Below are 26,610 nucleotides of genomic sequence, written 5' to 3' on the forward strand. Positions count from 1 at the left end.
GAGGAGAATTCCCGTGACCACCGAACAGATCTGCAGCTGGCCGGAATTGCTGAATGCATTGCTCGACCGGAAGGACCTGTCCACGCGGGAGACCGAATGGGCCATGGACCAGGTGATGGCCGGCAGCGCGGGCCCGGTCCGGCTGGCCGGGCTCCTGGTGGCGCTGCGCGCCAAAGGAGAGACCGTCGAGGAGATCGAGGGCCTCGTGCGGGCGATGGGCCGGCACGCGGTGCCACTGGAGGTGCCGGGCCCCGCGCTGGACATCGTGGGCACCGGCGGCGACGGCTCGAACAGCGTGAACATCTCCACGATGTCGGCAGTGGTGGCCGCCGGCGCGGGTGCCAGGGTCGTCAAGCACGGCAACCGCTCCGCCTCCTCCGCCTGCGGCTCCGCCGACGTGCTGCAGGAGCTGGGGGTGGCGTTGGAACTGCCCTCCACCGCGGTCGCGGAGGTGGCCGAGGAGACCGGTATCACCTTCTGCTTCGCTCCGGTGTTCCACCCCGCGATGCGGCATGCGGCCGCGCCGCGCCGGGAGCTGGGTGTCCGCACCGTCTTCAACGCGCTGGGACCGCTGGCCAACCCGGCCTCGCCCGCGGCGCTGGCGATCGGCGTCGCGGACCGGCGGCTGGCGCCGCTGATCGCCGGGGTGCTGTCCCGCCGCGGGGTCTCGGCCCTGGTGTTCCGGGGCGACGACGGGATGGACGAACTGACGGTCACCACAACCTCCACGGTCTGGTCGGTGAGCGGCTCCGGCGTGCGCACCGAGGTCTTCGATCCGCGGGACCTCGGCATCCCGCTCGCGGCGCCCGACGCACTGCGTGGCGGGGACCGCGCCCACAACGCCCGGGTGGCACGCGAGGTGTTCGCGGGGGCGCGCGGGCCGGTGCGGGACGCGGTGCTGCTGTCGGCGGCGGCCGGGCTGGCGGCGCTCGCCCCGGAGGACCGGCCGGTCACCGAGCGGCTGGCGGCCGGGCTGGCGCGCGCCGCGGACGCCGTCGACTCCGGTGCGGCGGCGGCCGTCATGGAGCGGTGGGCTGCGGTGTCCACGAAGCGAGCCGCTGAACCGGCCCGCTAGTGGGGCGCGGCGGCGTCGTGACGGCCCGCCGCGAGCAGGTCGCCGACCGCGGCGCGCGGTCGCCCGCCGGTCACCAGCGCCTCGCCGACCAGGACCGCGTCCGCACCGTGCGCCGCGTACGCCGCGACGTCCCGCGGCCCGCGCACCCCGGACTCGGCGATCTTCACCACGCCGGCCGGGAGATGGGGCGCGACCCGCGCGAACGTGGCACGGTCCACGGTGAGGGTGCGCAGGTCGCGGGTGTTGACGCCGACCACCGTGGCCCCGGCGGCCAGTGCCCGCTCCGCCTCCGCCGCGTCGTGCACCTCGACCAGCGGCGTCAGCCCTGCCGCCGCCGCAGTGGTCACGAGGTCGGCGAGCAGCGGCTGTTCGAGCGCGGCGACGATGAGCAGGGCCAGGTCGGCGCCGTGCGCCCGCGCCTCCCACAGCTGGTAGGGCGTGACGATGAAGTCCTTGCGCAGGAGGGGGACGCCGACCCGCGCACGGACCGCGTCCAGGTCGTCCAGGGAGCCGCCGAAGCGGTGCCGCTCGGTGAGCACGCTGATCGCGGTGGCGCCGCCCGCCTCGTAGTCGGCGGCGAGCGCGGCCGGGTCGCCGATCTCGGCGAGCGGCCCCTTGGAGGGGCTGGCCCGCTTCACTTCGGCGATGACGGACGTGCCGCCACCGGTTCGGAGCAGGGCGGCACAGTCCTTCGCGGGGCCGGCCGCCGCCGCCCGCTCCCGCAGCTCCCGCTCCGGTATGCGTGCCTGCCTTGCCCGCAGATCGGCGCGGACCCCTTCGATGATGTCGTCGAGCACGTTCACGGCGGTGCCTCCCTCGCGCCGCCCGGGCTCCGGTGCGGCCGGCGGATTCGGCCGGCCGGAGAACGGCGCTGTCGGTTGTGAACCATAAGGACGGCGGAAGGGCCCGGCCACGTCCTTAAGTGTTCGACGAAAATCACAGGTGACCAGCGGTTTCGCGGCCTCGGTGACCGCATGGTGGGATGTCAGTTCGCTGTCAGCGCGCGGCGGCAAGCTGGCCCTGCCGTATGTCCGCGAGCCTCAGGAGAGCGCAGTGCCGGTCGACCGGAGCCACCTCATCGATCCGAGCCGTATAGAAGGCGTCAACGCGCACGAGACGTCCTTCCTCTACGACGAGATCTTCACCCGCAGCTCCTACCTCCCCGACGGGATGTCGCTGCCGAGCGATGCCGTGGTGTTCGACGTGGGCGCGAACATCGGTGTGTTCGCGCTCTTCGCGCACGCCGTCTGCCCGGACGCGACGGTCTACGCGTTCGAGCCGCTGCCGCCGGTCTTCGAGAAGCTGCGGCACAACACGTCCGTGTACGGCGTGCCGGCGCACCTTTTCCCGTACGCGCTCGGCGACGCCGAGGGCGAGGTCGACTTCACCTTCTACCCCGGCTACACCACGATGTCGGCCACCTCGTCCCACGCGGCCACCGAGGCCGACAGGGAATTCATCAAGCGGCAGGTGTCCGACGCGGCGCGGGAGGACCTCGGCGACGCCGCGGAACTCCTCGACGAGATGCTGGAGTACCGGTTCCGCGAGGTGCCGTACGTGTGCCGGACCCGACGCCTCTCGGACGTCATCGCGGAGCAGGGCGTGACCCGTATCGACCTGCTGAAGGTGGACGTCCAGCGCGCCGAGGCCGATGTCCTGCGCGGCCTCGACGAGGCCCACTGGCCGCTGGTCCGCCGGATCGCCCTGGAGGTGCACGACGAGCCGGGAACCCCGACCGAAGGGCGGCTCGCACTGCTGAGCGACGAGCTGCGGCGCCGCGGGTTCGAGGTGCCGCCGCCGGCCGGTGACGGCCTGGTGGAGTCCGGACGCCACTCCGTCTTCGCGACCCGGCCGGGCAGCAGCGCTGCCTGAAGGGCGGGAGCGCTGCCTGAAGGGCGGGAGCGCTGCCTGAAGGGCGGGAGCGCTGCCTGAAGGGCGGAGCCGCCGGGGCGGGCCGCGGTACTCACGGCCCACCCCGGCGGCTCCGCCCGGGCCGGAGGGCTCGGGCGCCGGCCTCAGGTCATGGAGACGACGATCCGGCGCGGCCCGGTGAAGGCCTCGCGGCCGTGCAGCACCGACATATTGGCGACGATCATGATGTCGCCGGCCTGCCAGGGCTCGACGAGCCGGTTGCGCCGCGCCACCGCGCGCACGTGGTCCAGGTCCTCGTCGGGGATGGGGCTGCCGTCTCCGTACGTCACCCAGTGCGGCAGGTCGTCCACGCTGCCGATCAGCGACAGCAGCGTCGCGCCCTCGTCCTCCGGCAGGTTCGACGGGTGCCACTGATCGGCCTGGTTGAACCACACGTCGCGGCCGGTGAGCGGGTTGCGCCGGATACCGGGCCGGTGCTGGGCGACCCGCAGGCCGCCCTCGGGCGTCCACCGGAAGTCCGCCTCGGAGGCGGTCAGGAACTCCTCGGCCACCGTGCGGTCCGTGGTCTCGAAGGTGTCCTGCCAGGACTTGCCGAGCCCGGCGCCGCCGTGCAGGTGCTGCCGGTAGACCACCCCGGACGCGAACCGCTCCCGCACCCGCGGGTCCAGGTCCGCGAGCAGCGCATGCCCGTCGCACACCGGGGTGGCGCCGCCGGTCTCCGCGGCCACCAGACAGCCGAAGAACAGCCGGCTGGGCCAGCGGTGCGCGTAGGACATCTCGTTGTGCAGCGAGATCTCGAAGCGCGCCGGGTATTCCGTGGAGGTGAAGACACCGTCGGCGACGGTCACGCGCGGGGTGTTGCCGCCGCGGTAGCTGTCGATCAGCGGGTCGCCGAAGGCGGAGACGGCGTGATGAAACGCGCCGGAGTCGGCGATGCCGAGCCCCCGGACCAGTACGGCGCCGAATTGGCCCAGCGCCTCCTCGACCCGGTGTCGCACCGCGCCCCGCCGCTCCCCGTCCCAGTCCGCCATCGGCTCCTCGGCGTGCAGGACGGCCAGGGTGGTGCCGCCTGCCGTACGTCTCTCGGCTCGCATGTCAGGCCGTCACCTCCCCGGCCGGCTCGGCGGTGAGCGCGACCGGCAGGCCGCTGTAGCCGTGGACGAAGTTGGAGTACAGGCGCTGGGCGCTGCCCGCCAGCCGGATCTCGGCGACCGACGTGCGCAGCGCCTCGACCATCGCGTTCACGTGCACCCGGCCGAGGAAGGCGCCGAGGCAGAAGTGCGGTCCGTGCCCGAACGCCACGTGCTTGTTGGGCGTACGGCCGATGTCGAAGGCGAACGGGTCGGGAAAGACGTCCTCGTCGAAGTTGGCCGAGCTGTTCCACAGGGTCACCACGTCGCCGGCCTTGACGACCCGGTCGCGTACGGGCACGTCCACGAGCGCGCGGCGCCCGAAGTGCATGGCCGGGGTGGTCCAGCGCAGCACCTCCTCGGTGGCGCTGTCCGCGCCGGCTTCGCCGGTCTTCAGCCTCCGCCACTGCTCGGGGTTCTCGGCGAAGGCGATGAGGCCGCCGATGGACGACATCCGGCTCGACTCGTCGCCGCCGAGGATGAGGCTGTAGCAGTTGAAGACGATCTCGTCCTCGGAGAGCGGCTCGCCGTCCACGGTGGCCGTGGCCAGGGCGCTGATGACGTCTTCGCCGGGGTTCCGGCGGCGCTCGGCGGCCAGCTCGGAGAAGTAGAGCAGGATCTCGTTCCGCGCCATCACCTCCTCGAACATGCTGTCGTCCGAGCTGTGCCGGGAGAGGGTCTTGGTGTTCCACTCGACCAGCCGCTCGCGGTCGGCGGCCGGCACGTCCATCAGGTCGCCGATCGTATTGATCGGGATGTGGTCGGCGACGTCGGTGACGAAGTCCAGCTCGCCCCGGTCCAGCGCCTGGGCGACCAGCTCGCGGGTGCGGCGGTGCACGCCGGCCACGACCGGCTCCAGGACCCGCGGCGAGAAGGACTTGAGCATCAGGTTGCGGATCTCGCGGTGCCGCGGCCCGTCGGTGACGGCGAGCATCTTGCGGGAGGCGGAGTCCTCGCCCTGCAGCAGGGTCGCGAGGACGTTGCCGCGCTCGGAGGTGAACCGCTTGTTGTCCCGGTAGATGTCCACCGCGTCCTGGTACTTGGAGATCACCCAGAAGCCGGGGACCGGCGCGTCGGCCGGGTGCCAGTGGACCGGGCTCTCGGCACGGAACCGCCGCCACATGGCGTGCGGGTCGACGTCCAGGAACGTCTGCGGGTCGGTCAGGTCCAGGGTGTCCAGGTCGGGCACGTCGGCCGGGGCGGGCCCCGGACCGCCCGGCCGCGGGCCGAGGCCCGTGCGGAGTGCGGGCGGGTGGGCTTGCGTGGTCATGGCGGTTCCTCTCCAGGCTTGGGTGGGCTCGCTCAGGAGCCCGGGGTGCGATAGCGGCGCAGGCTCACGACGGCGCAGGCCGTGAACAGCGCGCCCAGCGTCACGGCGACCACGGTCAGCGGGTGTTCGGTGGGGAAGCTGCCGCCGGCCGCCGCGGGGTTGCCCCACAGGTCCCGGCAGGCGGCGATCACCGCGCTGACCGGGTTCCACTCCGCGAGCGGGCGGATCGGGCCCGGCATGGACTCCGGGGCGAGGAACGCGTTGGACAGGAAGGGCAGGACCACGACGATGAACGGGGTAACGACGCTGATCGTCTCCACGTTGCGCAGCGTCGTGGCCAGCAGCACGCCGAGCCAGAGCATGACGTAGACGAAGAGCGCGATCAGGCCGAAGGCCGCGAGCGTCGGCAGCAGGCCGGTGCGGCTGCGCCAGCCGAGCAGCAGCCCGGCGCCGGTGACGACGGCCAGCCCGAGCAGCCCCACCAGCAGGTCGGCGAGGGTGTGCCCGAGCAGCACCGACGACCGGCTGATGGGCAGCGACCGGAAGCGGTCGACCAGCCCGCCCTTGAGGTCCAGGGCGACCGACACCGCGGTCGGGCCGACGCAGGCCAGGGCGACCTGGACCGCGCCGCCGGCGAAGACGTACTCGCCGTACGACCCGCCGGCGGGGAGCTGGATGGCGTCCCGGAAGAGGTACCCGAGCATCACCATCGACACCAGGGGGCTGAGCGCCACGCCGACCACCCGGCCGGGCGCCCGGCGCAGATGGCGCAGGCGCCGCCCAGTGACCGCGAGGACCTCGGTGAGCAGGGCGCGCGGGCCGCCGGCGGCCCGCGTGCCGTGCGGGCCGCCGCCCCGGCCGCTGTCGATGAGGGCCGTCGTCATGCCTGCTCACGTCCGTTCTCGCGGTGCAGCCGGTCGAGTTCGGCGGCGACGGCCGGGCCGACCTCGGACAGCGGGCCCGGGTTGAGGATGTCGTCGTGCGTGCAGGCGACCCGGTGGATGTCCAGCGTGCCGCTGAAGTACGGCCGCCACAGGCCTTCCTTGTCCGTGCCGGCCTCACCCCACTCCGAGTGCTCGGCGAGGAAGAGCTGCATCGTGCCGTCGAAGTCGCCCGGCGTATAACGGGTGTTGAGGCCCTGGTGGTGGAGCATCAGATCGACCATGCGGGCCATCCGCTCGTCGCCCATGCGGGCCATCGGGCTGCCGTCGCGCCGCAGTGCGTCGATGATGTCCCCGGTCGCCAGGTCGCGGTCGCCGTACTCGGAGCGGTGGTGGCCGATGCCCTCCAGGAGCCAGGCCAGCAGGGACTGCCGGTCCCGGTCGTCGGTGACGCCGGAGCGCGGGTAGGAGTCCAGGTTGGCCACCAGGCCCACCTCGTCCCCGGCCCGGCGCAGCTGGACGGCGATCTCGTAGGCCAGCAGACCGCCGAGCGACCAGCCGAAGAGGTGGTACGGGCCGGTGGGCCGGACCTCCTTCATCATCGCGATGTACTCCGCCGCGATCTCCTCGATGCTGCCCGGCAGCGGGGCGCCGGCCACGACGCACGGTGCCTGGATGCCGTAGAGGGGGTATTCCTCGCCGATGTAGCGGGTCAGCGGCAGGTAGGACAGGGCGAAGCCGACGCCGCTGTGCAGGCAGAACACCGGCGGCCTGGTGCCGCCCGGCCGGATGGCCAGCAGCGTGCCGAACGGGTCGGCGTGCTCCAGTCGGTCGGTCTCGTCGATCGCGTCCGCCATGATCTGCGTGCTGTGGCGGCGTGCCGGGGCCGCGGCCGAAGCCGGAGCCGGCGATGCGGCCTCGGGCGCCGGCGGCTCGGGGGCGGACTCCACGGTGGCCGCGAGCGCCCGCACGGTCTGGTGCACGAACACGTCCGCGATGCTGATCCCCAGCCCCGCCTTCCGCGCCATGCTCACCACCCGCAGCGACTTCATGCTGTCCATCCCCGTCCCCGGCACCTCGAAGAAGTTCTCCTCGACCCCGAACCGGTCCGTCCCCAGCACCTCCGCCACGATCCCGTGCAGCGCCTCCTCCGCCGGGCTGAGCGCCTCGGCCGCGACGGTGGCCGCCAGCGCCCGCACGGTCTGGTGCACGAACACGTCCGCGATGCTGATCCCCAGCCCCGCCTTCCGCGCCATGCTCACCACCCGCAGCGACTTCATGCTGTCCATCCCCGTCCCCGGCACCTCGAAGAAGTTCTCCTCGACCCCGAACCGGTCCGTCCCCAGCACCTCCGCCACGATCCCGTGCAGCGCCTCCTCCGCCGGGTTCGACGGGCCGCCGTCACCGGTCTCATCGGTCCCGTCGGCGCCGCTGGTCTCCGTGCGGGCCGCCACCGCGGCGGCGGACAGCGCGTCGGGGGCCAGCAGGTTTCCTTCGGTGTCCCACTTCGCGCGCTCGCCGGTCCGGTACAGCCGGGACCCTGCCGCGCCGAAGGGGTCGGCGACGTACCGCTCGGCGGTGGGGCCGGGGCGGTTCACGTAGCCGCGGGCCAGTCCGGCGCCGGCCACGTACAGCTCACCGGTCACGCCGGGCGGCACGGGGCTCAGCCACTCGTCCAGGACGTACATCCGGGTGTTCCACGCCGCCTCTCCCGCGGCGGACGTGGCGGGCGTCGCCCAGTCCAGCGGCAGCGGCTCCGTGCCGCGCACGCCCGCGCCGGACAGCAGCGGCCCGAACAGCCCCTCGTCCGCGCCCTTTCCGGACTCCAGTGCCCGGGCCAGGTGGTTGACGGCGGCCCGGTGCTCGACGACCGTGCCGCGCGGCCGGTCGGCCGCGTCCTCGGCGCGGATCACGTACGCGGCGTGCTCGGGGCGCAGCGGCTCCGGGCGGTCGGTGTCCCGTACCGGATCGACCGGACCGCCGCGCACCTCGGCCGCGTCCAGGACGACGATCCGCACGCCGGTGCTGCGCAGCCGGCTGGCCAGGCCGGCCGTGGTGAGTACGCACACCGGGCGGGTGTCGGCGAAGAGCGCCTTGATCCGGGCGGCCGGTTCGTCCGCCGCGAGCGGTACGTAGGCCGCGCCGGCCTTGAGCACCGCGAGCGCCGCGAGCGCCCGGTCCTCGGGGCGTGAGGCCGCGAGGGCGACGATCCGCTCGGGCCCGGCGCCGGCCGCGATCAGGTGGTGGGCCAGCTGGTTGCTGCGTGCGTCCAGGTCCGCGTAGGTGAGGGCGTGCGGCCCGGTGCCGACGGCGGGCGCGTCCGGCGTGCGGGCGGCCTGCGCGGCGAACAGCTCGGGCAGCGTGGCCGCGGGCAGTTCGCGCTCGGTGGCGTTCCAGCCGTGCAGCACCCGCTCCCGCTCGTCGCCGGAGAGCAGGCCCAGGCCGCTCAGCCGGACGTCGGGGTCGGCGGCCACGGCGCGCAGCACCCGCTGGAACTGCTCGACCATGCGCTCGGCGGTGGCCCGGGTGAAGAGGTCGGTGCTGAAGTTGAACAGGCCGCGCATGCCGCCCTCGCCGGGCCACGGCAGCAGCTCCATGACCAGGTCGAGCTTGGCCCGGTCGGACCCGACGTACTCGGGCCGCACGGTGAGGCCCGGCAGGTGCAGCGGCTGCTCGCCGTGCGCCTGGACGCTCAGCACGATCTGGAAGAGCGGGTGCCGGGCCAGCGAGCGGGCCGGCCGGAGCGCGTCCACGACCTGGTCGAACGGCACGTCCTGGTGGGAGTAGGCGGCGAGGTCGGTCTCCCGCAGCCGGTCCAGGAGTTCGCGGAAGGTCGGGTCGCCGCTGGTGTCGCTGCGCAGCACGAGGGAGTTGATGAACATGCCGACCAGGTCGTTGAGCGCCTCGTCGGTACGTCCGGCGACCGAGACGCCCAGCGGGATGTCGGTACCGGCACCCAGGCGGGTCAGCAGGGCCGACAGCGCGGCCTGGAAGACGATGAACTCGGTACTGCCGGTCCCCCGCGCCAACTCGGTCAGTGAGTGGTGCAGTTCGGGCTCCAGATCGAACATCACCGTGTCACCGGAGGAACTGCTGACCTCCGGGCGCGGGAAGTCCGTGGGCAGGTCGAGCTCCTCCGGCAGCCCGGCGAGCGCGTCCTTCCAGAAGGACAGCTGGCGCGAGGCCACGCTGTCGAGGTCGTCCGCGGCGCCGAGCAGCTCGCGCTGCCAGACGGCGAAGTCGGCGTACTGCACCGGCAGCGGCGCCCACTGCGGGGCCCGGCCTGTCGTGCGCGCCCGGTAGGCGGTGGACAGGTCGGTGAGCAGCGGCACGATCGACCAGCCGTCGAAGGCGATGTGGTGGAAGACCAGCAGCAGCACGCACTCGTCCTGGCCGACCGGGAAGAGCCGGACCCGCAGCGGCGGCTCGGCGGTGAGGTCGAAGCCGAGGTCGGTCTCGGCGGCCAGGGCGGCCCGCAGGCCGTCCTCGGTGACCGTGCGGGCCTTGAGCGCCGGACCGCCCGAGGCGGCGTCGAGGAGCTTGAGGGACGGTACGCCGTCGGTGTCCGGGATGACGGTCCGCAGCACCTCGTGGCGCTCGGCCACGTCGGTCAGCGCGGCCTGCAGGGCGGTGGTGTCCAGCCGCCCGGAGAGCCGGAAGGCCATCGGCGTGTTGTACGTGCCGTCGGCCTCCTCCTGGCGCCGGTTGAGGAACCACTGCCGCTGCTGGGTGAAGGACAGCGGCCGTTCGGCGTCCCGCGGGGCCGGCGCCAGCGGCGGCCTGGCCTGCGCGGCGGCCTCCACGACACCCGCCAGTGCGGCCACGGTCCGCGCCTCGAACAGGGCGCGGATCGGCAGTTCGACGCCGAGCGCCGTACGGGCCCGGCTGATCAGCCGGGTGGCCAGCAGTGAGTGCCCGCCGATCTCGAAGAAATCGTCGTCCACGGAGACCCGGGGGACGCCGAGGATGTCGGCGAAGAGCCCGCAGAGGATCTCCTCCACCGGGGTGCGCGGACCGCGGCCCGCGGAGCCGCCGGCGAGGTCGGGCGCGGGCAGCGCCTTACGGTCGATCTTGCCCTGCGCGGTGAGCGGCAGCGCTTCGAGGGCGACCACCGCCGAGGGCACCATGTAGTCGGGCAGGGTACGGGCCAGCCGCTCGCGCAGCGTGCCGCTCAGCGACGCGTCGGCGAGCGCCGCCGGGTCGGCGGCCACGACGTACGCCACCAGCCGCCGGTCGCCCGCCTCGTCCTCGCGCACGACGACCGTGGCCTGGTCGATGCCGGGCTGGGCCAGCAGGGCGGAGGAGATCTCCCCCAGCTCGACCCGGAAACCGCGCAGCTGGACCTGCTCGTCGGCGCGGCCGATGTAGTCGAGTTCGCCGTCCGGGAGCCAGCGCACCAGGTCACCGGTGCGGTACATGCGGGCACCGGCCGGGCCGAACGGGTCGGCCACGAACCGCTGCGCGGTCAGGTCGGGGCGGCGCAGGTAGCCGCGGGCCAGGCCGCCGCCGACGTACAGCTCACCGACGACGCCGACCGGGGCGGGCCGCAGGTGGCGGTCCAGGACGTACACCCGGTGTGCGGTGGTCGGCCGGCCGATCGGCGGCCGCCCGGTGCCCGCCAGCGGGCCGCTGACGGTGGAGCTGACCACCGCCTCGGTCGGGCCGTAGCCGTTGTAGAGCTTGACGCCGCCGGCGAAGCGCTCGACGATCTCGGCCGGTACGGCCTCGCCGGCCACGGCCAGACGCAGGTCGGCGGGGAGCGTGGCGTCCGCGGGCAGCCCGCTGACGACGACCGGCGGCAGGCCCGCCAGGTTGATCCGGGCCGTGTTGATCAGGTCGACCAGCGGCCGGCCCGGCGTACGGCACTCCTCGTCGGCGATGACCAGCGTGCCGCCCGTGAGCAGCGCCAGCATGATCTCCCAGACGGAGGCGTCGAAGCTGAAGGACGCGAACTGCAGCACCCGGGTGTCCTCGTCCAGGCCGAAGCGCTCGACGAGGCTGTCGACCATCGCCAGCAGCCCTTCGTGCGCCACCACGACGCCCTTGGGCCGGCCGGTGGAACCCGAGGTGTAGATGACGTACGCGGGGTGCCCGGGCCGCAGCGCGGCGGTGCGGTCCGCGTCGGTGACAGCGGTGTCCGGCAGGACCGCGAGCTGCTCGGCGGTGCCGGGCGAGTCGAGGACCAGCGGCGCGGTCTCCAGGTCCGGCAGGCCCGCCGGGCGGGCCGCGGTCGCCTCGTCGGTCAGCAGGGCCACCGGGCGGGCGTCGTCCAGCATGTAGGCGATGCGGTCGACGGGGTACGCCGCGTCCACGGGCAGGTACGCCGCGCCGGCCTTGAGCACCGCGAGCGCCGCGACCGTCTGCTCGGCCGTACGGGGCAGCATCACGGCGACCACCTGCTCGGGGCCCACACCTCGCCCGACGAGCAGGCGCGCCAGCCGGTTGGCCCGCGCGTCGAGCTCCGCGTAAGTGAGCCGGTCGGCGCCGAGCACGACGGCTTCCTTGTCCGGCGTGGCCGCGGCGCGCGCCTCGAAGACCTCGGGGGTCACCGTGGTGCGCGGCGCCGCCGTGGTGCCGCTGCCGGACCAGTCGGCGAGCAGCAGCTGCCGCTCGTCGTCGCCGAGGGTGTCGAGCCGGCCGAGGGTGGCATCCGGCGCGGCGGCGAGCGCCTCCAGCACCCGGACGAACCGCCGCAGGACCGCGTCGACCTGCTCGGTCGTGAAGATGTCCGGCCGGTACTGGGCCTCCAGGCGCATCCGCTCACCCGGGAACACGCCCAGGGCGAGGGGATATTCGGCGATGACCCGGGCCTCCCAGCCGCGCATGTGCAGGCCGGGGATGCGGGTGCCGATGGAGTCCAGCACGCCGGACGGGTAGTTGTGGAAGCTGACCACCGTGTCGAACAGCTCGCCGATGCCGGCGCCCTGCTGCACCTCGGCGAGGCCCAGGTGCTGGTGCGGCTCCAGGCCGAGCTGGCGTTCCTGAAGACCGGTCAGCATCACTTCGAAGGTGAGCGACGGGTCCAGCGTGACCCGTACGGGGAGGGTGTGCATGAAGGCGCCCACCATCCGCTCGACGTCCGGCAGGTCCTCGGGCCGCCCGGAGGCCACCGCGCCGAAGGTCACGTCCTGACGCCCGGTCAGCCGGCCGAGGGCGATCGCCCAGCAGCCCTGCGCGACCGTGTTCATCGTGAGGCCCTCCGCGTGCGCCCAGGCGGTCACCGCGTCGGTCAGCTCGCGGGGCAGCTCCACCGCGTGCGTACCGGGCAGCGCCGAGACCCGCGGCCGGTCGGCCGGGCCGAGCCGGGTGGGCTCGTCGATACCGGCAAGCTCCTTCTGCCAGGCCTCGCGGGCCGCCTCCTTGTCCTGCGCGGCGGACCACTCCAGGTAGCCGCTCACCGGGGCGACGGGCGGCAGCGCGCTCGCGTCGGCACCGTTGGACCAGAGGGTCACCAGCTCGTCGGCGAGGACCGCGGAGAGCGACCAGCCGTCCACCAGGATGTGGTGCGCGGTCCAGACGACGCGGTGGCGTTCGGCGGCGTGCCGGTAGACCGTGAAGCGGGTCAGCGGGGACCGGGTGACGTCGAAGCGGCGCAGCCACTCCTCGTCGGTCCGCCGGGCGATCTCGGCGTCGAACTCCGCCTCGGTCGTACCGGACAGGTCGACCTCGGTCCACGGCAGCTCCACCGCGGCCGGGACGAGCTGGACCGGATCGCCCGGGTCACGCTCGCGGAAGCAGGCCCGCAGGCCCGGGTTGCGGTCGAGCAGGGCGGTCACGGCGTCGCGCAGCGCGTCGCGGTCCAGCGGCCCGTCCACGTCCATGATCACCTGGAGGGTGTACGCGTCCATGCCGTGGCGGTCGAACTCGGCCTGGAAGAGCAGGCCGCGCTGGAGCGGGGAGAGCGGCAGGATGTCCGCCAGCCCCTCGATGTCCCGCTCGAACGCTTCGATCTCCTGCTGGGAGACGGTCACCAACGGGAATTCGGAGGGGGTGCGCCCACCGGCACCGGGCTGCCCGGCGTGTGCGGCGAGGGCGTCCAGGGCCGTGAACCAGCCTTCGGCGACGGCTCGTACGTCGTCCTCGGTGAGCAGCCCCGCCGCCCACGTCCACTCGGCGACCAGCACCGGACCGCCGGGGCGGTCCTCGGTCATCACCACTGCTTCCAGTACGTGCCGCAGCGGGGTACCGGGGGCGGCGGTGAGGCCTGAGCCGCCTGCCTGCAGGGCCCAGTCGCCGTCGCTGCCGGTGGTGAAGCGGCCCAGGTAGTTGAAGCCGATCTCCGGAGTGGCGTGGCGGGCCAGCGCGGCGGCGGTCTGCGGGTTCAGGTGCCGCAACAGGCCGTACCCGAACCCGTGGTCGGGCAGGGCGCGCAGGGCCTCCTTGACCTGCTTGAGCGCGGCGCCGCAGGCGGCCCCGCCGGCGCGCACCTCGGCCCGGTCGGGCTCGCCGATCTCCAGGCCGACGGGGTACACGCTGGTGAACCAGCCGACGGTGCGGGACAGGTCGAGCGGGCCCGTGGCGTCGGACAGCTCCGCGCGGCCGTGGCCCTCCAGCTCGACCAGGGCGCGGGTGCCGGTACGGCCGAGACGGCGCTCCCGGTCGGCGAGGGTCAGCGCGAGGCCGGTGAGGAGGACCTCGTCGACCTGGGCGTGGAAGACGGCGGGCACCTGCGTGAGCACCTCTGCCGCGCGCTCGGCGGGCAGTTCGAGGCGCAGCCGGCCCGCGTTGCCGTACGTGTCGCGGGCGGGGTCCAGCGGGCGGTCGCCGAGCAGGATGCGGTTGCCCTCCGCCTGGGCGGTCCACAGGGGCAGTTCGGCGACGCGCTGGGCGGTCCGCGCGTGTTCGGAGAGGGTACGCGCCCAGCGGCGGTAGGAGGTGCCGACCGGGTCCAGGTGGACCGTGCGGCCTTCGGTGACGGCGTCCCAGGCGGCCCGGAGGTCGCCCAGCAGGATCCGCCAGGAGACGCCGTCGACGGCCAGGTGGTGGATCACCAGCAGCAGCCGCCCGGGCTCGGCGGGGCCCGCGTCGAGCAGCACGGCCTGCACCAGCACGCCGTCCTCGGGGCGCAGTCGGCGCCGGGCGGCCGCGAGCTGCTCGGCGAGGACCGCGTCCCGGTCGGTGCCGGCCGGCACGTCCACCTTGCTGAGGATCTCGGTGGCGGACCCCGCGTCCCGCGGCATCGCCGCCAGGGACCACAGGCCCGGTACCGGCGCGGTCAGCCGCATGCGCAGCGCGTCGTGTCTGTCCAGGACGGCGCACAGCACCGGCGTGAGGCGGGCGAGGTCGGCGCCGGCGGGCACCGAGACCGTCACGTACTGGCTGTACTCGCGGGTCGCGTCGGGGAGAGCGGCCAGTTCCTCGCGGAGCTGATCGGCAATGGGGGTCAGCTCGATCTCGCCGACGCCGTCGTCCACGGCGACGGCCGCCGCGGGCGCGGCCGGCGTCGCGGCCGCGGCGATGGCGGCCGGGGTGCGGTGCTGGAAGACGTCGCGCGAGGTGACGGTCAGCCCGGCCTTGCGGGCCCGGCCGACGACCTGGATGGCGCTGATGCTGTCGCCGCCGAGCGCGAAGAAGCTGTCGTCGACGCCGATGCGGGGCAGGCCGAGCACCTCGGCCAGGATCGTGCAGAGCAACTGCTCCTGCGGGCTGCCCGGAGCACGGCCGCCGGCCGCCGCCGCGGAGAAGTCCGGGGCCGGCAGCGCCTTGCGGTCCACCTTGCCGTGCGCCGTCAACGGCAGCTCCGGCAGCGGCAGCAGGAGGGAGGGCACCATCTGCTCGGGCAGCGTCCGGATCAACCGGTCCCGTACGGCGGCGGTGTCCAGGGGCGCGTCGCCGGGCTCGGCGACGAGGTAGCCGACCAGGCGCTGGTGGCCCGCCGGGTCCGGCACCGCGACAGCCACCGCGTCGGCGACCGCGGGCTGCTCCCGCAGGGCCGCCTCGACCTCGCCCAGCTCGATGCGCTGGCCGCGGATCTTGACCTGGTGGTCGCGGCGTCCGGTGAAGACGAGCTGCCCGTCCTCGCCCAGCACGACGTGGTCACCGGTGCGGTACATGCGGGAGCCGTCGGCCGCGAACGGGTCGGGGACGAAGGTGGTGGCAGTGCGGCCCGGGTCCCCCAGGTAGCCGCGGCCGACGCCCGCGCCGGCGATGAACAGCTCGCCCAGGACGCCGCGCGGCACCGGGCGCAGGTCGTCGCCGAGTACGTACAGCCGGGTGTTGCGCAGCGGCCGGCCGATGGGCATGGAGGCGTGCCGCACGTCGGCGGCGCTGTGCGCATATCCGTGGGTGACGTCGTCGGAGCACTCGGTGGGACCGTAGACGTTGGCCAGCGCGATGTCCGGGTAGCGCGCGAACCAGCGCGTGCACAGGTCGGCGGGGAGCGCCTCGCCGTTGGAGATCATCCAGCGCAGGCCGGGCAGCGCGGGGGCGGTGCCGGCCGCGTCCCAGGCGTCCAGGGTGGCCCGCAGCAGGGACGGTACGACCTCCAGTACGGTCAGCCCCTCGGCGGCGATGGTGCCGAACAGGGCGTCCGGGTCGGCGGCGGCGTCACGGGGGACGGCACGGACCCGGCCGCCGACGAGGAGGGTGGTCAGCGACTGCCAGACGGTCACGTCGAAGGTGACGGGCGCGTTGTGCACAAGTGTGTCCGCGTGGTCCAGGGACAGCTCCTCGACCTTGGCCAGCAGGTGGTTCACCATGCCGCCGCGCTGCACCATGGCGCCCTTGGGCTTGCCGGTGGAGCCGGAGGTGTAGATGACGTACGCCAGGTCCTGCGGGCCGCCGAGCACGGGGGCGAGGCCGTCGGCGGGATCCTGCGCGCCGTCCAGGACGTGCACCGGCAGCGGCTGCGCGGCGGCGTCGGCCGCGGCCCGCTCGGCGAGCGCGCTGTTGGTGGTGTCGGCGAGGACGCAGGTGGCGCCGCTGTCCCGGAGCAGGCCCACGAGGCGGGCCAGCGGGGCGCGGGGGTCCAGCGGCAGGAACGCCCGGCCCGCGCCGAGCACGCCGAGTTCCGCGGTGACGAAGTCCCGGCCCGGCTCGGTGAGCAGGGCCACCGGGCCGGTGCCCGCCAGCCGGCGCGCGACGGCGGAGGCGCGGCCGACCAGCTCGGCGTAGGTCAGGCTGCCGCCCTCGTCGGTGACGGCCCCCGCGTCCGGGCGCTCGGCGGCGTGCGCCCGCACCCGCTCCACGACGCCGAGGTAGGGCTCGTCTCGTACGGGTCCGGTGAGCGCGGCGGCCAGCTGCTCCGCCTCGTCGTCGGCGAGTATGCCGAGCGCGTCCAGCGGTGCGTCGGCGTCCGCGGTCACGAAGCGGTCGAGGAAGGCGATGAAGCGGTGGAGGTGGTCGCGGACCTCGCTCCGGTCGTAGCGGGCCTCATTGCCGCTGAGGTCGACGCCGATGCCGTCCTCGCCCTTGTCCGCGACGGTGAACTCCATGTCGTCCACGAGTCCGGTGGAGGGGCTGTGGATGGTCGCCTCGCACGGGCCGACGCTCAACTTCTCCACCTGCGGCATCATGTTGATGAACGGCCCGAACGGACGACGGTCGTCGCTGGTCAGGCCCATCGCGCGGCGGATCCGGCTGACGCGGTGGCGCTGGTGCTTGAGCGCCTGCGAGAACGTCCGGTAGGTGGTGGTGAGCAGCTCGCCGCGGGTCGTGCCGGGACGCACGGCCAGGCGCAGCGGCAGGTAGTTGACGACCATGCCCGGGATGTTCTGCATGGTGCCGCCCACCCGGGCGGTCACCGGCAGGGACAGCAGCACGTCCTCGGTGCCGGCCATCCGCCGGGTGTACGCGCCGAGCGCCGCGACCAGCACGGTCTGCCAGGTCACCCGGGAGTCCCAGGCCACGGTGCGGAGGCGCTCGGCGAGCGCGTCCGGCAGCACGGTCTCCTCGCGATGGAACGTCTGCGCCGGGTCCGCTTCGCGGGTGGCCAGGGTGACCGGCTCGGGCCGGTCGGCGAGGTGCTCCGCCCAGTAGGCGCGGTCCCGCTCGGCGCGCGCGGTGTCCGCGTACGCTGCCTCGGCCTCGACGAGCGTGCCGAGCGGCGGGAAGCGGTCCTCGTCGAGCGAGGTGCCGGCGAGCATCGCCTCGTAGATCGCGGACAGCCGCTGCCAGTAGATGACGTAGCTGAAGCCGTCGGAGACCAGGTGGTGGTTGAGCAGGCAGAAGAACGTCCGGTCCGGGCCGAGGGTGAAGACGCTCAGCCGGAACAGCGGCACGTGCGGCGCAGCGGTCGGCGAGAGCGGGATGCGCAGGTCGGCCTGGATCGCCTCACGGGCGGCACCGGCCGGGTCGGCGGCGCCGCCGACGTCGGTGACGGTCAGCGGCAGTTCCGTCAGCTCCTCGACGAACTGCCGCGGCTCGCCGTCCACTTCGGTGAAGCGGGTGCGCAGGCACTCCGACTCCGCCACCAGCCGCGTGAGCGCGGCACGGAACAGGTCGCGGTCCAGCGGCCCGCGGATGTCCCAGTAGATGGCGGTGTTGTAGCTGGCGCCGCCGCCGGAGAGCTTCTCGTCGAACCAGATGTCCTTCTGACCAGCGGTGAGTGGAAGGCCGGCCGTCTGAACAGAAGTCATTGCAATCCCCTAGCGAAGGTCACCGAGTGCACACCGTGATGATTGACAAGCGCGCTGACACAGGGCTGACCGGCAACTGACGCGCTGCGGAGGCCGGCCGGGCGCCGCCCTGGTCAGCCGCAGCCGCCCGCGTGCCCGTCTTCGGCGGAGCGGCCCAGGCCCACCGCGCCGACCAGCGGCTCGGGTACGGACGTCGCCGGCTGTGCCTGGGAGCGCAGGTGCGTGCGGAAGGCGTCGAGCCGGTCCAGCCCCCAGAAGCGGGTGAAGCCGTGCACGAAGAAGGGCACGCCGAAAACGCCGTCCTTGCAGACGTCCAGGAGCGCGCGGAGGCCTTCGGCGCGCAGCTCGGGGTCGTCCGCGGCGTCGGCGATCCGGCGCCGGTCGATGCCGAGCGCGGCGCCGATGTCGGCGATGGTGGCGCGGTCGCAGATGTTGCGCCCTTCGCCGAAGCGGGCCCGGTAGCAGGCCGCGATGTAGTCGTGGCCGCGGCCTTCACGGGCGGCGACCAGGTATCCCAGGTGCGGCACCTCCCACACGGGGTCGCGGTCGACCGGCCAGGTCACCGTGATGCCGCGGGCCTTGGTGAGCCGCCCGACGTCCTGCAGGACGTAGCGGTTCTTCTCCCGCGACATCTCGGAGTACGGGAAGCGGCCGCCCTGGTCGTCGAGCATCCGGGCGCTGAGCGCGTCGGGCTCGAAGAAGGGCACCCACTCCAGCTGCTCGACCAGGTCGGGGTGGTGCTCGGTCAACTCCTGGTACGCGAGCCAGGAGTACGGGCTGCGCAGGCTGAAGTAGCACCGCGGCGTCTTGTTCTTGGGCATGGTGGTGGTCCTGTTTCCGGGAGGAGGAGTGTTGCGGTCCGGTGGGGCCGGGGCGTCAGACGACGAGTCCGCCGTCGACCCCGAAGACCTGTCCGGTGATGTACGAGGCGCGGTCGGACGCGAGGAACGACACCAGGTCGGCGACCTCTTCGGGGCGGCCGAACCGGCCGAGCGGGATGCGCTCGGTCATCTTCGTCACGTGCTCGTCGGTGAGCCCGGACAGCATGTCCGTCTCGATGAAGCCCGGCGCGACGGCATTGGCCCGGATTCCGTACCGTCCGGACTCCTTGGCCAGGGCCTTGGTGAAGCCGATGATGCCGGCCTTGGTCGCGGAGTAGTTGGTCTGCGTGGCGTTGCCGTACACCCCGGCGACGGAGGAGAGCGTGACCACGGAGCCGGCCCGGCGCTTCATCATCGCGAAGACGGCGGCCTTGCACAGGTTGTACGTGCCGTCGAGGTTGACCCGCAGCACCGCGTCCCAGTCGGCCTCGCCGAGCATGACCAGGGGGTTGTCGCGGACGATACCCGCGCAGGAGACGACCGTGTGGAGCGGGCCGAGCGTGCTCTCGCTGTCGCGGACGAAGGTGCGGACCGCGTCGTGCGCGGCGACGTCGACCTGTGCCGCGTACACCCGCGCCCCGGCTCCGGTGGCCTCCTCGGCGACCGCGTCGGCCGCCTCCTTGTTCGCCTGGTAGCAGAAGGCCACGTCGTAGCCGTCCTGGGCGAGCCGGGTCACCACGTGGCGGCCGATGCCCCGTGAGCCCCCGGTCACCAGCGCGACGCGTCGATCGGTTGCGGACATGCTTCTTCTCCTCGATGGGTGCCTTACGGGCATGCGCGGGCCCTGGCCGGGCCGGCTCGGAGGCGGCCCGGCCAGGGGCCGGTGGTGCGGAAGGGTCGTTCAGGCGCGGGAGCCGGCGCCGCCGAGCACCGCGCAGCCCACGGTGCCGTCCCGCTCGATGCCGGTGACCAGCGCCGCTTCGCCGGGGCCGAGGCCGGAACCGCCCGCGGCGGCGAGCACCGCCGCCAGCTGCAGGCTGGTGGCGGCCGCCGAGGTGTCGCCGAGCAGCGGCCGGCAGCGGATCCACTCGGGTCGCGCCGCGCCGAGCGCGTCGGTGACGGCGGTCTCCTCCAGCTTCTCCGCGAGGGTGCCGCCGACGCCCAACGGCGCCACCAGCCGTACGTTCTCGGGCGCCACGCCGGACGTCTCCAGCGCGCCGCGCACGCACGCGGCCAGCGCCTCGCCCGCCTCGGCCGGCTCGCCGTACGCCCGGAAGCGCGTCGTAAGGATCTTCGCCAGCGCGCCGCGCCCGGCGGCCTGCGCGTCCTCGGCACTCTCCAGCAGGAAGACGGCGCTGCCCTCGCCGAGCGGGGTGTCCCGCTCCTCGGGGGTGCGGCCGTGCCACTCCAGCCAGGCCCGCTGGGTGGAGTACTCCTCCGCGGCGCCGCACAGCACGCGGGCGCAGTGGCCGCCGCGGTGCAGGCGGACGGCGTAGCTGAGGGCGAGCAGCCCGGTCAGCGAGCCGCCGGCGACCGTGGTGTTGGGCCCTTTGATGCCGTGCCAGATGGCGCTCGAACCGGCGGCGCGGTTCATCACGGTGTTCGGGAAGCGGGACGGGTCGACGTGGTACGGCCGCTCCCCCTGCAGCGAGTCCTTGGTGAAGTCCATGATGCTCTGGACGCTGCCGGAGCCGGTGCCGAGCACCAGGGCGACCTGCTCGGGCGCCTCGGTGAGCGCGTCGTCGCACGAGGCGAGCAGCCGGCCGACCGCGGTGACGGCGATGGCGGTCACCCGGTCCATGGTGCGGGTGCCCTTCTTGCCGACGTACTCCGCGGCGGTGAAGTCCGGGACCAGGCCGCACCGGTCGAAGGGCCCCGGGTAGGCCTCGGTGTCCAGCTCGCCGACGGCGCTGCGGGCCGTGGTGATGCCCTCGGTGAACGCCTCGGTGCCGACACCGTACGGAGAGACCGCCGACCAGGCGGAGAGCACGAGCTCGGACATCACGCGGCCTCCCGGTACCGGCCGAGTATCAGCACGGCGTTGTTGCCCGCGAAGGCGAGCGCGTTGTTCTGGACGACGTTCAGTTCGGCGGGCCGCGCGACGTTGGGTACGCAGTCCAGACCGCACTCCGGGTCGGTCTCCCGGTGGTTGATCGTGGGCGGGATGAAGCCCTCGGTGATGGCCAGCGCGCAGGCCGCCGAGGCCAGGGCGCTCGCCGCGCCCATGGAGTGCCCGATCATGGACTTGATGGAGATGGTCGGCGGCGGCGTGGCGAAGACCTGCCGGATGGCGCCGGTCTCGGTCACGTCGTTGGCCCGGGTGCCGGTGCCGTGTGCCGAGATGAAGTCGATGTCCTGCGGCTTGACCCCGGCGTTGCGGTGCGCGACCTCCATGCAGCGGGCCAGGCTGTCCTGGTCGGGTGCCACGGGGTGGTGCGCGTCGCAGTTGAGGCCGTAGCCCAGGACCTCGGCGTAGATGCGGGCGCCGCGCGCCCGCGCCGATGCCAGGCTCTCCATCAGCAGGATGCCGGCGCCCTCGCCGGTCAGGATGCCCTTGCGGTCCTTGTCGAAGGGCTGGCAGACCTCCGGCGCGATGGTGCCGAGCCGGTAGAAGCCGGCGAAGGTCTTGCGGCAGACCGCGTCCGCGCCGCCGCACAGCGCGAACTCCACCTCGCCGTCGCGGATCGCGTCGAATCCACTGCCGATGGCGTAGTTGCCGGCCGCGCAGGCGGTGGGCAGGGTGAGCGCCTCCACGTCGACCAGGCCCAGCTCGCGGACGATCCCGGTGGAGAGCCGCCCGGCATGCGCCCGACGCACCACGCCGGGCGCCAAGTTCTCGGGCCCGTCCTGCAGTTGGGTGCCCACCAGGGCGTCGAGGTCCCGGGATTCCGCGTCGGTGGTGCCGACGGAGACCAGCGACCGGTGGCGCCGCAGCTCCGCCGGGTCCAGGCCCGCGTCCGCCACGGCCATGGAAGCCGCGGCGACCGAGAACTGCGTCGCCCGGCCGAGCTCTTCGGGGTTCACCTGCCGGATCCAGTCCGCCGGGTCGAAGTCGTCGACCTCGCACCCGTTGGCGTGCGCGAACCCCGTCGTGTCGAAGGCCGTGATCGGCTTGACCCCGCTGCGCCCGGACCGCAGCCCCGCCAGGAAGGCCGGGACGCCGAGGCCGATACTGGTGACCGTGCCGAGGCCGGTGATCACCACGCGGCGCGGTCGCTGATCGCTGTCGTACACCATGTGCTCCCGTCCTCCGTCGCCGGCGCCTAGTGGGCCGGGGCCGCCTTGGCCGCCACGGCTTCGCCGACAACGTTGACGACGCACTCCAGGTTGACCATCCGGGCCAGTTCGGCCTGCTCGATGTCGATCCCGAAGGCGCGCTCGAGCTGGGAGAGGATCTCGATGGCACCCATGGAGTCCGCCGCGTGGTCCTCCTTGAAGCGGCTGGTGTCGGTCATGTCGTCCGGCTCGATCTCCAGGACGTCACAGATGATGCCCTTGATCGTGGCGCGGCTCTCGGTGTCCAGCTGGTTCGCAGTAGTCATGGCGACGATGCTCGCGAACCGCTCTGACACGGGGCTGATAACCGACTGACTAGGGACTGACAGGAGCCGCCAAGTGGTGCCGCAGCTCGGGGAACTCGGCGGCGTTCTCCTTCAGCCAGGACCAGTAGCGGGGGATGGTCCGCGCGTACTCGCAGTAGTACCTGCGGACCGTCTCGACCAGCTGGCTCAGGGTGTTCCGGGCGACGGACCCGCTGCGCCAGACCATCAGCATCTCGGTGCTCTCCGTGCCGCGGATCGGCACCAGGGAGACGTCCCGGGTGGCCCCGGTGGGTGTGGTCAGCGCGGCCGCGTCGGCGTCACGCACCCAGCTCATCGCTTCGTGGTGACCGTCGACGTAGTGCAGCACATCGGGCCGGACCCGTTCGAACTTGGCGAACAGGTGCTGTTCCATCGGGTGGAACCAGTGGTCGCGGGCGTAGCACACCCAGCTCAGTGAGGCGAGGTGGCGCGTCTCCACGGCGGTCAGGCGGCAGAGCGGATGCCCCGGCCGCAGCGCGAGCCAGACGGGCTCGCGCACCACGACCTGCCGGGCGAGGGCGGGTTCGGGCTCACTGGCCGGCGCGGACAGCGCCATGCTGGGGATCAGCGCGGCGCTCAGCGACCCGCGGCGTACCGACTCCACGGCGGCGGCCGGGCTGAGCGTCTCGGTCTGCACCTCCGTGGTGGGCATGGAGGACTGCAGCGCCGTGCGCAAGGACGGCGGCGTCCATTCCGCATTCCCGAAGCGGAATACGTCCGAGGCGTGCGCCGCCGCCTCGACGATCACCATGTCGGCCCGCTGGACCAATTCGGTCAGCATGGGAATGATCCGCTCCCCCAGGGCCGTGGGCACGACGCCGGCGGGGGAACGGATGAACAGCTGGCCGCCCACTGCTTTCTCGATACGGCGCAGTTGAGCCGTCAGACTCGACTGCGGAACACTCAGTTCGGCCGCGGCCTTGGAAATACTCCCGACCCGGCTGATTACGGTCACTATTCTGGCATGGCGCAGCTCGACATCCACACAATCCCCCGTTGAACCAACGCTTGTCACGCGTGCCACCTCGGCATCGAAGGCCGAGGAGATCCACACGCTAACAGGACGGTCACATTTCGTCCACCGTCCTTCACAAGCGGGCCCGCGACGGAATTCAAACTGCGGACGCGTTCGTAAAAACGCAGCTCCGGGCGGGAAAGCGGGAGCTCGGAAGGTTTCTACATAGCCATCCGCAGAAGGGCTCGACGAGGCTCTCCGAGGGTGTCGTCCTGCGTCAGGATCGCCTGGTAGGCGCGGTGCAAAGCGCGCCCCGGCTCCAGTCCCAGGTCGTCGGCGAGCCGACGGCGCGCTCCGTGGAAAACCTCGAGCGCCTCTGCCTGCCGGCCGTCGCGGTACAGGGCCAGCATGAGCAGTTCGCTGAGGCGCTCGCGCCCGGAGTGCTCGGCGGCCAACTGGCGCAGCTCCGCCAGCGACACCCGCTCGGCGTCGACCACGAGCTTCGCCGCGATCAGGTCCTCGTACGCGGTGATTCGACGTTCTTCCAGGTGGGCGGCCCAGGACCGGCACCGCAGACCGTCGCAGGTGTCCAGCAGCGCGGGTCCGCGCCACAGGGCGAGCGCCGCCTCCAGCGCGGCGACCGCGCCGGCCGGGTCGTGGTGGACAAGGGCCGCTCCGGTGTCCGCCAGCTGTCCGAACCGATGCGCGTCCACCGTCTCGGCCGGAGCCTCCAGAACATATCCGGTGCCGACCGTACGAACGAGTAGGTCACCTTCTCGGCCCGTGATCACCTTCAGAAGTTTGCGCAACCGTCCCACATTGGCTTGCAGCGCATTCCGCGCGTTGACCATCGAGCGGTCCGCCCAGAGTTCATCCACTATTTGGTCGAATGGCACCGGGGAGCCGGGCTGAAGAGCCAGCAGAGTAAGTATGGCGCCGGCGCGTCTGGATGCCACGGCATACCGTTCGGTGCCCTGCGACAGGAAAAGCGAACCCAGCACATTGATTTCCACAGCCAAATCCCCCGTTAACTTCGGCAGCAGCGACTCGATTGTGCCGAGCGAGGGCCGGCCGGGGAAATACCATCTGACGCACCGCGGGGCGCCACGATGGTATGGGCCCCAGCACAGCGGGAGGCGCCGAACCGGCGGGGGATCCGGTCCGGCGCCCGACTGGGGGCCGGCGGCCTACGAGACGTAGGACGCCGGGGCGGTGGTCGTGCTGCCACCGGTTGCGGAACCCGTTCCCGCGCGGCGCAGCTTGCGCGAGGGCCACCAGGCGGTGTCGCCCAGCAGGATGAGGGCGGACGGGAGGATCATGACCCGGATGATGAAGGCGTCCAACAGCACCGCCACCGCGAGGCTGAAGCCGATCTGCTTCATTTCGGCCAGGTGCAGCAGCATGAAGCTGGCGAACACGGTCACCATCACGACGGCCGCGCTGGTCACGACCTTGGCGGACTTCTCGATGCCCTCCAGTGCCGCCTCGCGGGGCGACCGGCCGTTCTCCAGGGCCTCCTTGATCCGGCTGACGACGAACACCTGGTAGTCCATCGACAGACCGAAGAGGATCACGAAGAGGAAGAGCGGTACCCGGGAGCCGATGGCGCTGGTGGCACTCTCGTCGAACCCGAAGAGCGTCGAGGCCAGGCCCCACTGGAAGAAGACGACCACCAGGCCGAACGCGGCGCCGACGGACAGCAGGTTGAGCACCACGCCGATCGCGCCGATGACGACCGAGCGGAAGACCAGGACGGTCATCAGGAAGGTCAGCAGCAGCAGGAACCCGACGACGAGCGGCAGCTTCTCGTTCTGGTGGGCGAGGTAGTCGACGTCGACCGCGACCGGTCCGTCGACGCCGTACTCGGCGCCCGGGACCTTGCCGAGGGTGGCCGGCAGGTAGTCGGCGCGCAGGTGGTCCAGCGAGCCGGTGGCCTCGGGAGAGCTGAGCCGGTGCGGTACGGCCAGCGTCATCACACTGGTCCGCCCGTCGGCCGACGACTGCACCTTCGGCTCGTTCTTGGAGAACATCGGGTCGCTCTGGGCCCGTTGGGCCAGCTCGCGCAGGGCCGTGCGGGTCGCGTCGACATGCGCCGCGTCGCTGCGCACGACGACCCAGTGCTCGGACCGCCGGTCGGGGAAGGCGTCGTTCAGCCGGTCGTACGTCTGCATCTCCGGGATCGCCCGGGAGTGCGTGTCCTTGTTCAGCACCCGCAGCTCCATGCCGAAGGCGGGAAGCGTGAGTCCGAACATCACGAGCACCGACACCAGGAGCGTGGCCACCGGGCGCTTGCGCGCCGGCGACAGCAGGGCGGTGAACACCCGACCGGTGCGCTCCGGCTTGGGCAGCTTCGGCCGCTTGCCGCTCGCCTCCCGGCGGGCCGCCCGGCGCTCGATGCGCCGGCCGATCTTCACCAACAGGGCGGGCAGCACGGTCACCGAGCTGACGACGGCGACGAAGACGACGAGGATGGTGGCGGTCGCCAGCGAGGAGAAGATGATGTCGGTGGCCAGGAACAGGGTGGCGCTGGAGACGATCACCGCGAGTCCGGAGACCGCGATCGCCCGGCCCGCGGTCGCCGCGGCGATGCCGACGAGCGCTTCCGGACTGAGCCGCCCTGCCGCCTTCTCCCGCTCCTCGCGTTCCCGCTTGAGATAGAAGAGCGTGTAGTCCACGCCGACCGCCATGCCGATCAGCAGGATGACGTTCATGCCGACGCCGGCGTCCGGCACCAGGTGCGAGACGATCATCGACAGGCCCACGGCGGCGGCGATCGAGGAGAGCGCCAGCAGCAGCGGCACGCCGACCATGACCAGCGAGCCGAACACGATCAGCAGCGTCACCAGGGTGACCGGGAAGGTGATCGCCTCGGACGTCGCGAGGTCGTCGCTGCGCTGCTTGTTGAGGCCCTTGCTGACCGAGGCGTCACCGGTCTCCTCGACCAGCAGGTCGGGGTGGGCCTTCTGCACCGCCGCCGTCTGCTCCAGCAGCGGGTCGACGTGGTTGAGCGCCTCGCGCTTGACGCCGTTCATGGTCACTTCGACCATCAGCATCTTGCCGTTCCCGGAGAGGACCGGGTCGGCCACCTTCCGGACCTCGGGAAGCTTGGCCATCCGGGTGGTGAGGTCCTGCGCGGCGCTGCGTGCCGCAGGCCGGTCCAGGGCGCCGTCCTTGGCGCTGAACATGATCTGCTCGGTCGGCTTGCGTTCGAGGTGCGCCTCGGTGGCGATGGCCTCGGCCCGCCCGGACTCACCCACGCGGTAGTCCTTGGCGACGGCACTGTTCGTGCCGACCGCGATGCCGATGGCGAGGCACACGGCGACGAAGGCGAACCACGTGGCGATCGCCCGTCCCGAGTGCAAGGCGCTCCAGCTCGCCACCCTCACGGTGATCGGCTGTTTCTTCACTGTCCCCAGCTCCTTCGAGGTCGTCACGACCGCCCAACGGGT

General features: G+C 72.8%; 15 protein-coding genes. 2 read left to right on the forward strand and 13 right to left on the reverse strand.

Features of this window, described 5'->3' with window-relative positions; genetic code table 11:
• Positions 1 to 13: 13 nt before the first annotated feature.
• Positions 14 to 1,075 (forward strand): anthranilate phosphoribosyltransferase, encoded by a 1,062-nt coding sequence (trpD, locus tag ABZ840_RS11965; protein ID WP_361557284.1) that lies wholly within the window; start codon positions 14 to 16, stop codon positions 1,073 to 1,075.
• On the opposite strand, the gene trpC is transcribed toward trpD, so the two are convergent.
• Positions 1,072 to 1,878: an indole-3-glycerol phosphate synthase TrpC gene (gene trpC, locus ABZ840_RS11970; protein ID WP_361557287.1), complete on the reverse strand. Its 807-nt coding sequence runs from the start codon at positions 1,876 to 1,878 to the stop codon at positions 1,072 to 1,074. The genes trpD and trpC overlap by 4 nt on opposite strands.
• Before the next feature lie 250 nt (positions 1,879 to 2,128).
• Between trpC and ABZ840_RS11975 the strand changes: the two genes are divergently transcribed.
• A complete protein-coding gene (locus tag ABZ840_RS11975; protein WP_361557290.1) occupies positions 2,129 to 2,947 on the forward strand; it encodes an FkbM family methyltransferase in 819 nt (272 codons plus the stop codon).
• Positions 2,948 to 3,090: 143 nt separating this feature from the next.
• Here the strand turns inward: ABZ840_RS11975 and ABZ840_RS11980 are convergent, their stop codons facing one another.
• The 12 genes from ABZ840_RS11980 to ABZ840_RS12035 form a co-directional block, all read right to left on the reverse strand.
• Positions 3,091 to 4,041, reverse strand: coding sequence for a TauD/TfdA family dioxygenase (locus tag ABZ840_RS11980; RefSeq protein ID WP_361557293.1), 951 nt, complete (start codon positions 4,039 to 4,041; stop codon positions 3,091 to 3,093).
• 1 nt (position 4,042) lies between these two features.
• Positions 4,043 to 5,347: a cytochrome P450 gene (locus ABZ840_RS11985; protein WP_361557296.1), complete on the reverse strand. Its 1,305-nt coding sequence runs from the start codon at positions 5,345 to 5,347 to the stop codon at positions 4,043 to 4,045.
• A gap of 32 nt (positions 5,348 to 5,379) precedes the next feature.
• The gene (locus ABZ840_RS11990; RefSeq protein WP_361557299.1) at positions 5,380 to 6,231 is read right to left on the reverse strand and encodes an ABC transporter permease; all 852 of its coding nucleotides are present in this window, start codon (positions 6,229 to 6,231) and stop codon (positions 5,380 to 5,382) included.
• A complete protein-coding gene (locus tag ABZ840_RS11995) occupies positions 6,228 to 17,804 on the reverse strand; it encodes an amino acid adenylation domain-containing protein (RefSeq protein ID WP_361557301.1) in 11,577 nt (3,858 codons plus the stop codon). Before ABZ840_RS11995 ends, ABZ840_RS11990 begins: the two co-directional genes overlap by 4 nt.
• A gap of 113 nt (positions 17,805 to 17,917) precedes the next feature.
• Positions 17,918 to 18,625, reverse strand: a complete 708-nt coding sequence (locus ABZ840_RS12000; protein WP_361557304.1) for a DsbA family protein — start codon at positions 18,623 to 18,625, stop codon at positions 17,918 to 17,920.
• Between the two features lie 55 nt (positions 18,626 to 18,680).
• Positions 18,681 to 19,427 carry a 3-oxoacyl-[acyl-carrier-protein] reductase gene (gene fabG / locus ABZ840_RS12005; protein ID WP_361557307.1) on the reverse strand — a complete coding sequence of 249 codons (747 nt, stop codon included), beginning with the start codon at positions 19,425 to 19,427 and terminating at the stop codon, positions 18,681 to 18,683.
• Between the two features lie 99 nt (positions 19,428 to 19,526).
• A complete protein-coding gene (locus ABZ840_RS12010; RefSeq protein ID WP_361557310.1) occupies positions 19,527 to 20,627 on the reverse strand; it encodes a beta-ketoacyl synthase N-terminal-like domain-containing protein in 1,101 nt (366 codons plus the stop codon).
• Positions 20,627 to 21,862 carry a beta-ketoacyl-[acyl-carrier-protein] synthase family protein gene (locus ABZ840_RS12015; protein WP_361557313.1) on the reverse strand — a complete coding sequence of 412 codons (1,236 nt, stop codon included), beginning with the start codon at positions 21,860 to 21,862 and terminating at the stop codon, positions 20,627 to 20,629. Before ABZ840_RS12015 ends, ABZ840_RS12010 begins: the two co-directional genes overlap by 1 nt.
• Before the next feature lie 26 nt (positions 21,863 to 21,888).
• Positions 21,889 to 22,167 (reverse strand): acyl carrier protein, encoded by a 279-nt coding sequence (locus tag ABZ840_RS12020; RefSeq protein ID WP_361557316.1) that lies wholly within the window; start codon positions 22,165 to 22,167, stop codon positions 21,889 to 21,891.
• Positions 22,168 to 22,216: 49 nt separating this feature from the next.
• Positions 22,217 to 23,230 (reverse strand): LysR family transcriptional regulator, encoded by a 1,014-nt coding sequence (locus tag ABZ840_RS12025; RefSeq protein WP_361557754.1) that lies wholly within the window; start codon positions 23,228 to 23,230, stop codon positions 22,217 to 22,219.
• A gap of 152 nt (positions 23,231 to 23,382) precedes the next feature.
• Positions 23,383 to 24,174: an AfsR/SARP family transcriptional regulator gene (locus ABZ840_RS12030; protein ID WP_361557319.1), complete on the reverse strand. Its 792-nt coding sequence runs from the start codon at positions 24,172 to 24,174 to the stop codon at positions 23,383 to 23,385.
• 174 nt (positions 24,175 to 24,348) lie between these two features.
• A complete protein-coding gene (locus ABZ840_RS12035; RefSeq protein ID WP_361557322.1) occupies positions 24,349 to 26,568 on the reverse strand; it encodes an MMPL family transporter in 2,220 nt (739 codons plus the stop codon).
• Between the last annotated feature and the right edge of the window lie 42 nt (positions 26,569 to 26,610).

It is taken from the genome of Streptomyces sp. NPDC047117 (assembly GCF_040643545.1).
Lineage (GTDB): Bacteria > Actinomycetota > Actinomycetes > Streptomycetales > Streptomycetaceae > Streptomyces.

What these genes read in the sequence shown, in the direction of transcription:
- fabG (WP_361557307.1), bottom strand. Translation starts at nt 19,427, where the DNA reads ATGTCCGCAACCGATCGACGCGTCGCGCTGGTGACCGGGGGCTCACGG.
- ABZ840_RS11995 (WP_361557301.1), bottom strand. Translation starts at nt 17,804, where the DNA reads ATGACTTCTGTTCAGACGGCCGGCCTTCCACTCACCGCTGGTCAGAAG.
- ABZ840_RS11985 (WP_361557296.1), bottom strand. Translation starts at nt 5,347, where the DNA reads ATGACCACGCAAGCCCACCCGCCCGCACTCCGCACGGGCCTCGGCCCG.
- ABZ840_RS11990 (WP_361557299.1), bottom strand. Translation starts at nt 6,231, where the DNA reads ATGACGACGGCCCTCATCGACAGCGGCCGGGGCGGCGGCCCGCACGGC.
- ABZ840_RS12020 (WP_361557316.1), bottom strand. Translation starts at nt 22,167, where the DNA reads ATGACTACTGCGAACCAGCTGGACACCGAGAGCCGCGCCACGATCAAG.
- ABZ840_RS12000 (WP_361557304.1), bottom strand. Translation starts at nt 18,625, where the DNA reads ATGCCCAAGAACAAGACGCCGCGGTGCTACTTCAGCCTGCGCAGCCCG.
- ABZ840_RS11980 (WP_361557293.1), bottom strand. Translation starts at nt 4,041, where the DNA reads ATGCGAGCCGAGAGACGTACGGCAGGCGGCACCACCCTGGCCGTCCTG.
- ABZ840_RS12015 (WP_361557313.1), bottom strand. Translation starts at nt 21,862, where the DNA reads ATGGTGTACGACAGCGATCAGCGACCGCGCCGCGTGGTGATCACCGGC.
- ABZ840_RS12010 (WP_361557310.1), bottom strand. Translation starts at nt 20,627, where the DNA reads ATGTCCGAGCTCGTGCTCTCCGCCTGGTCGGCGGTCTCTCCGTACGGT.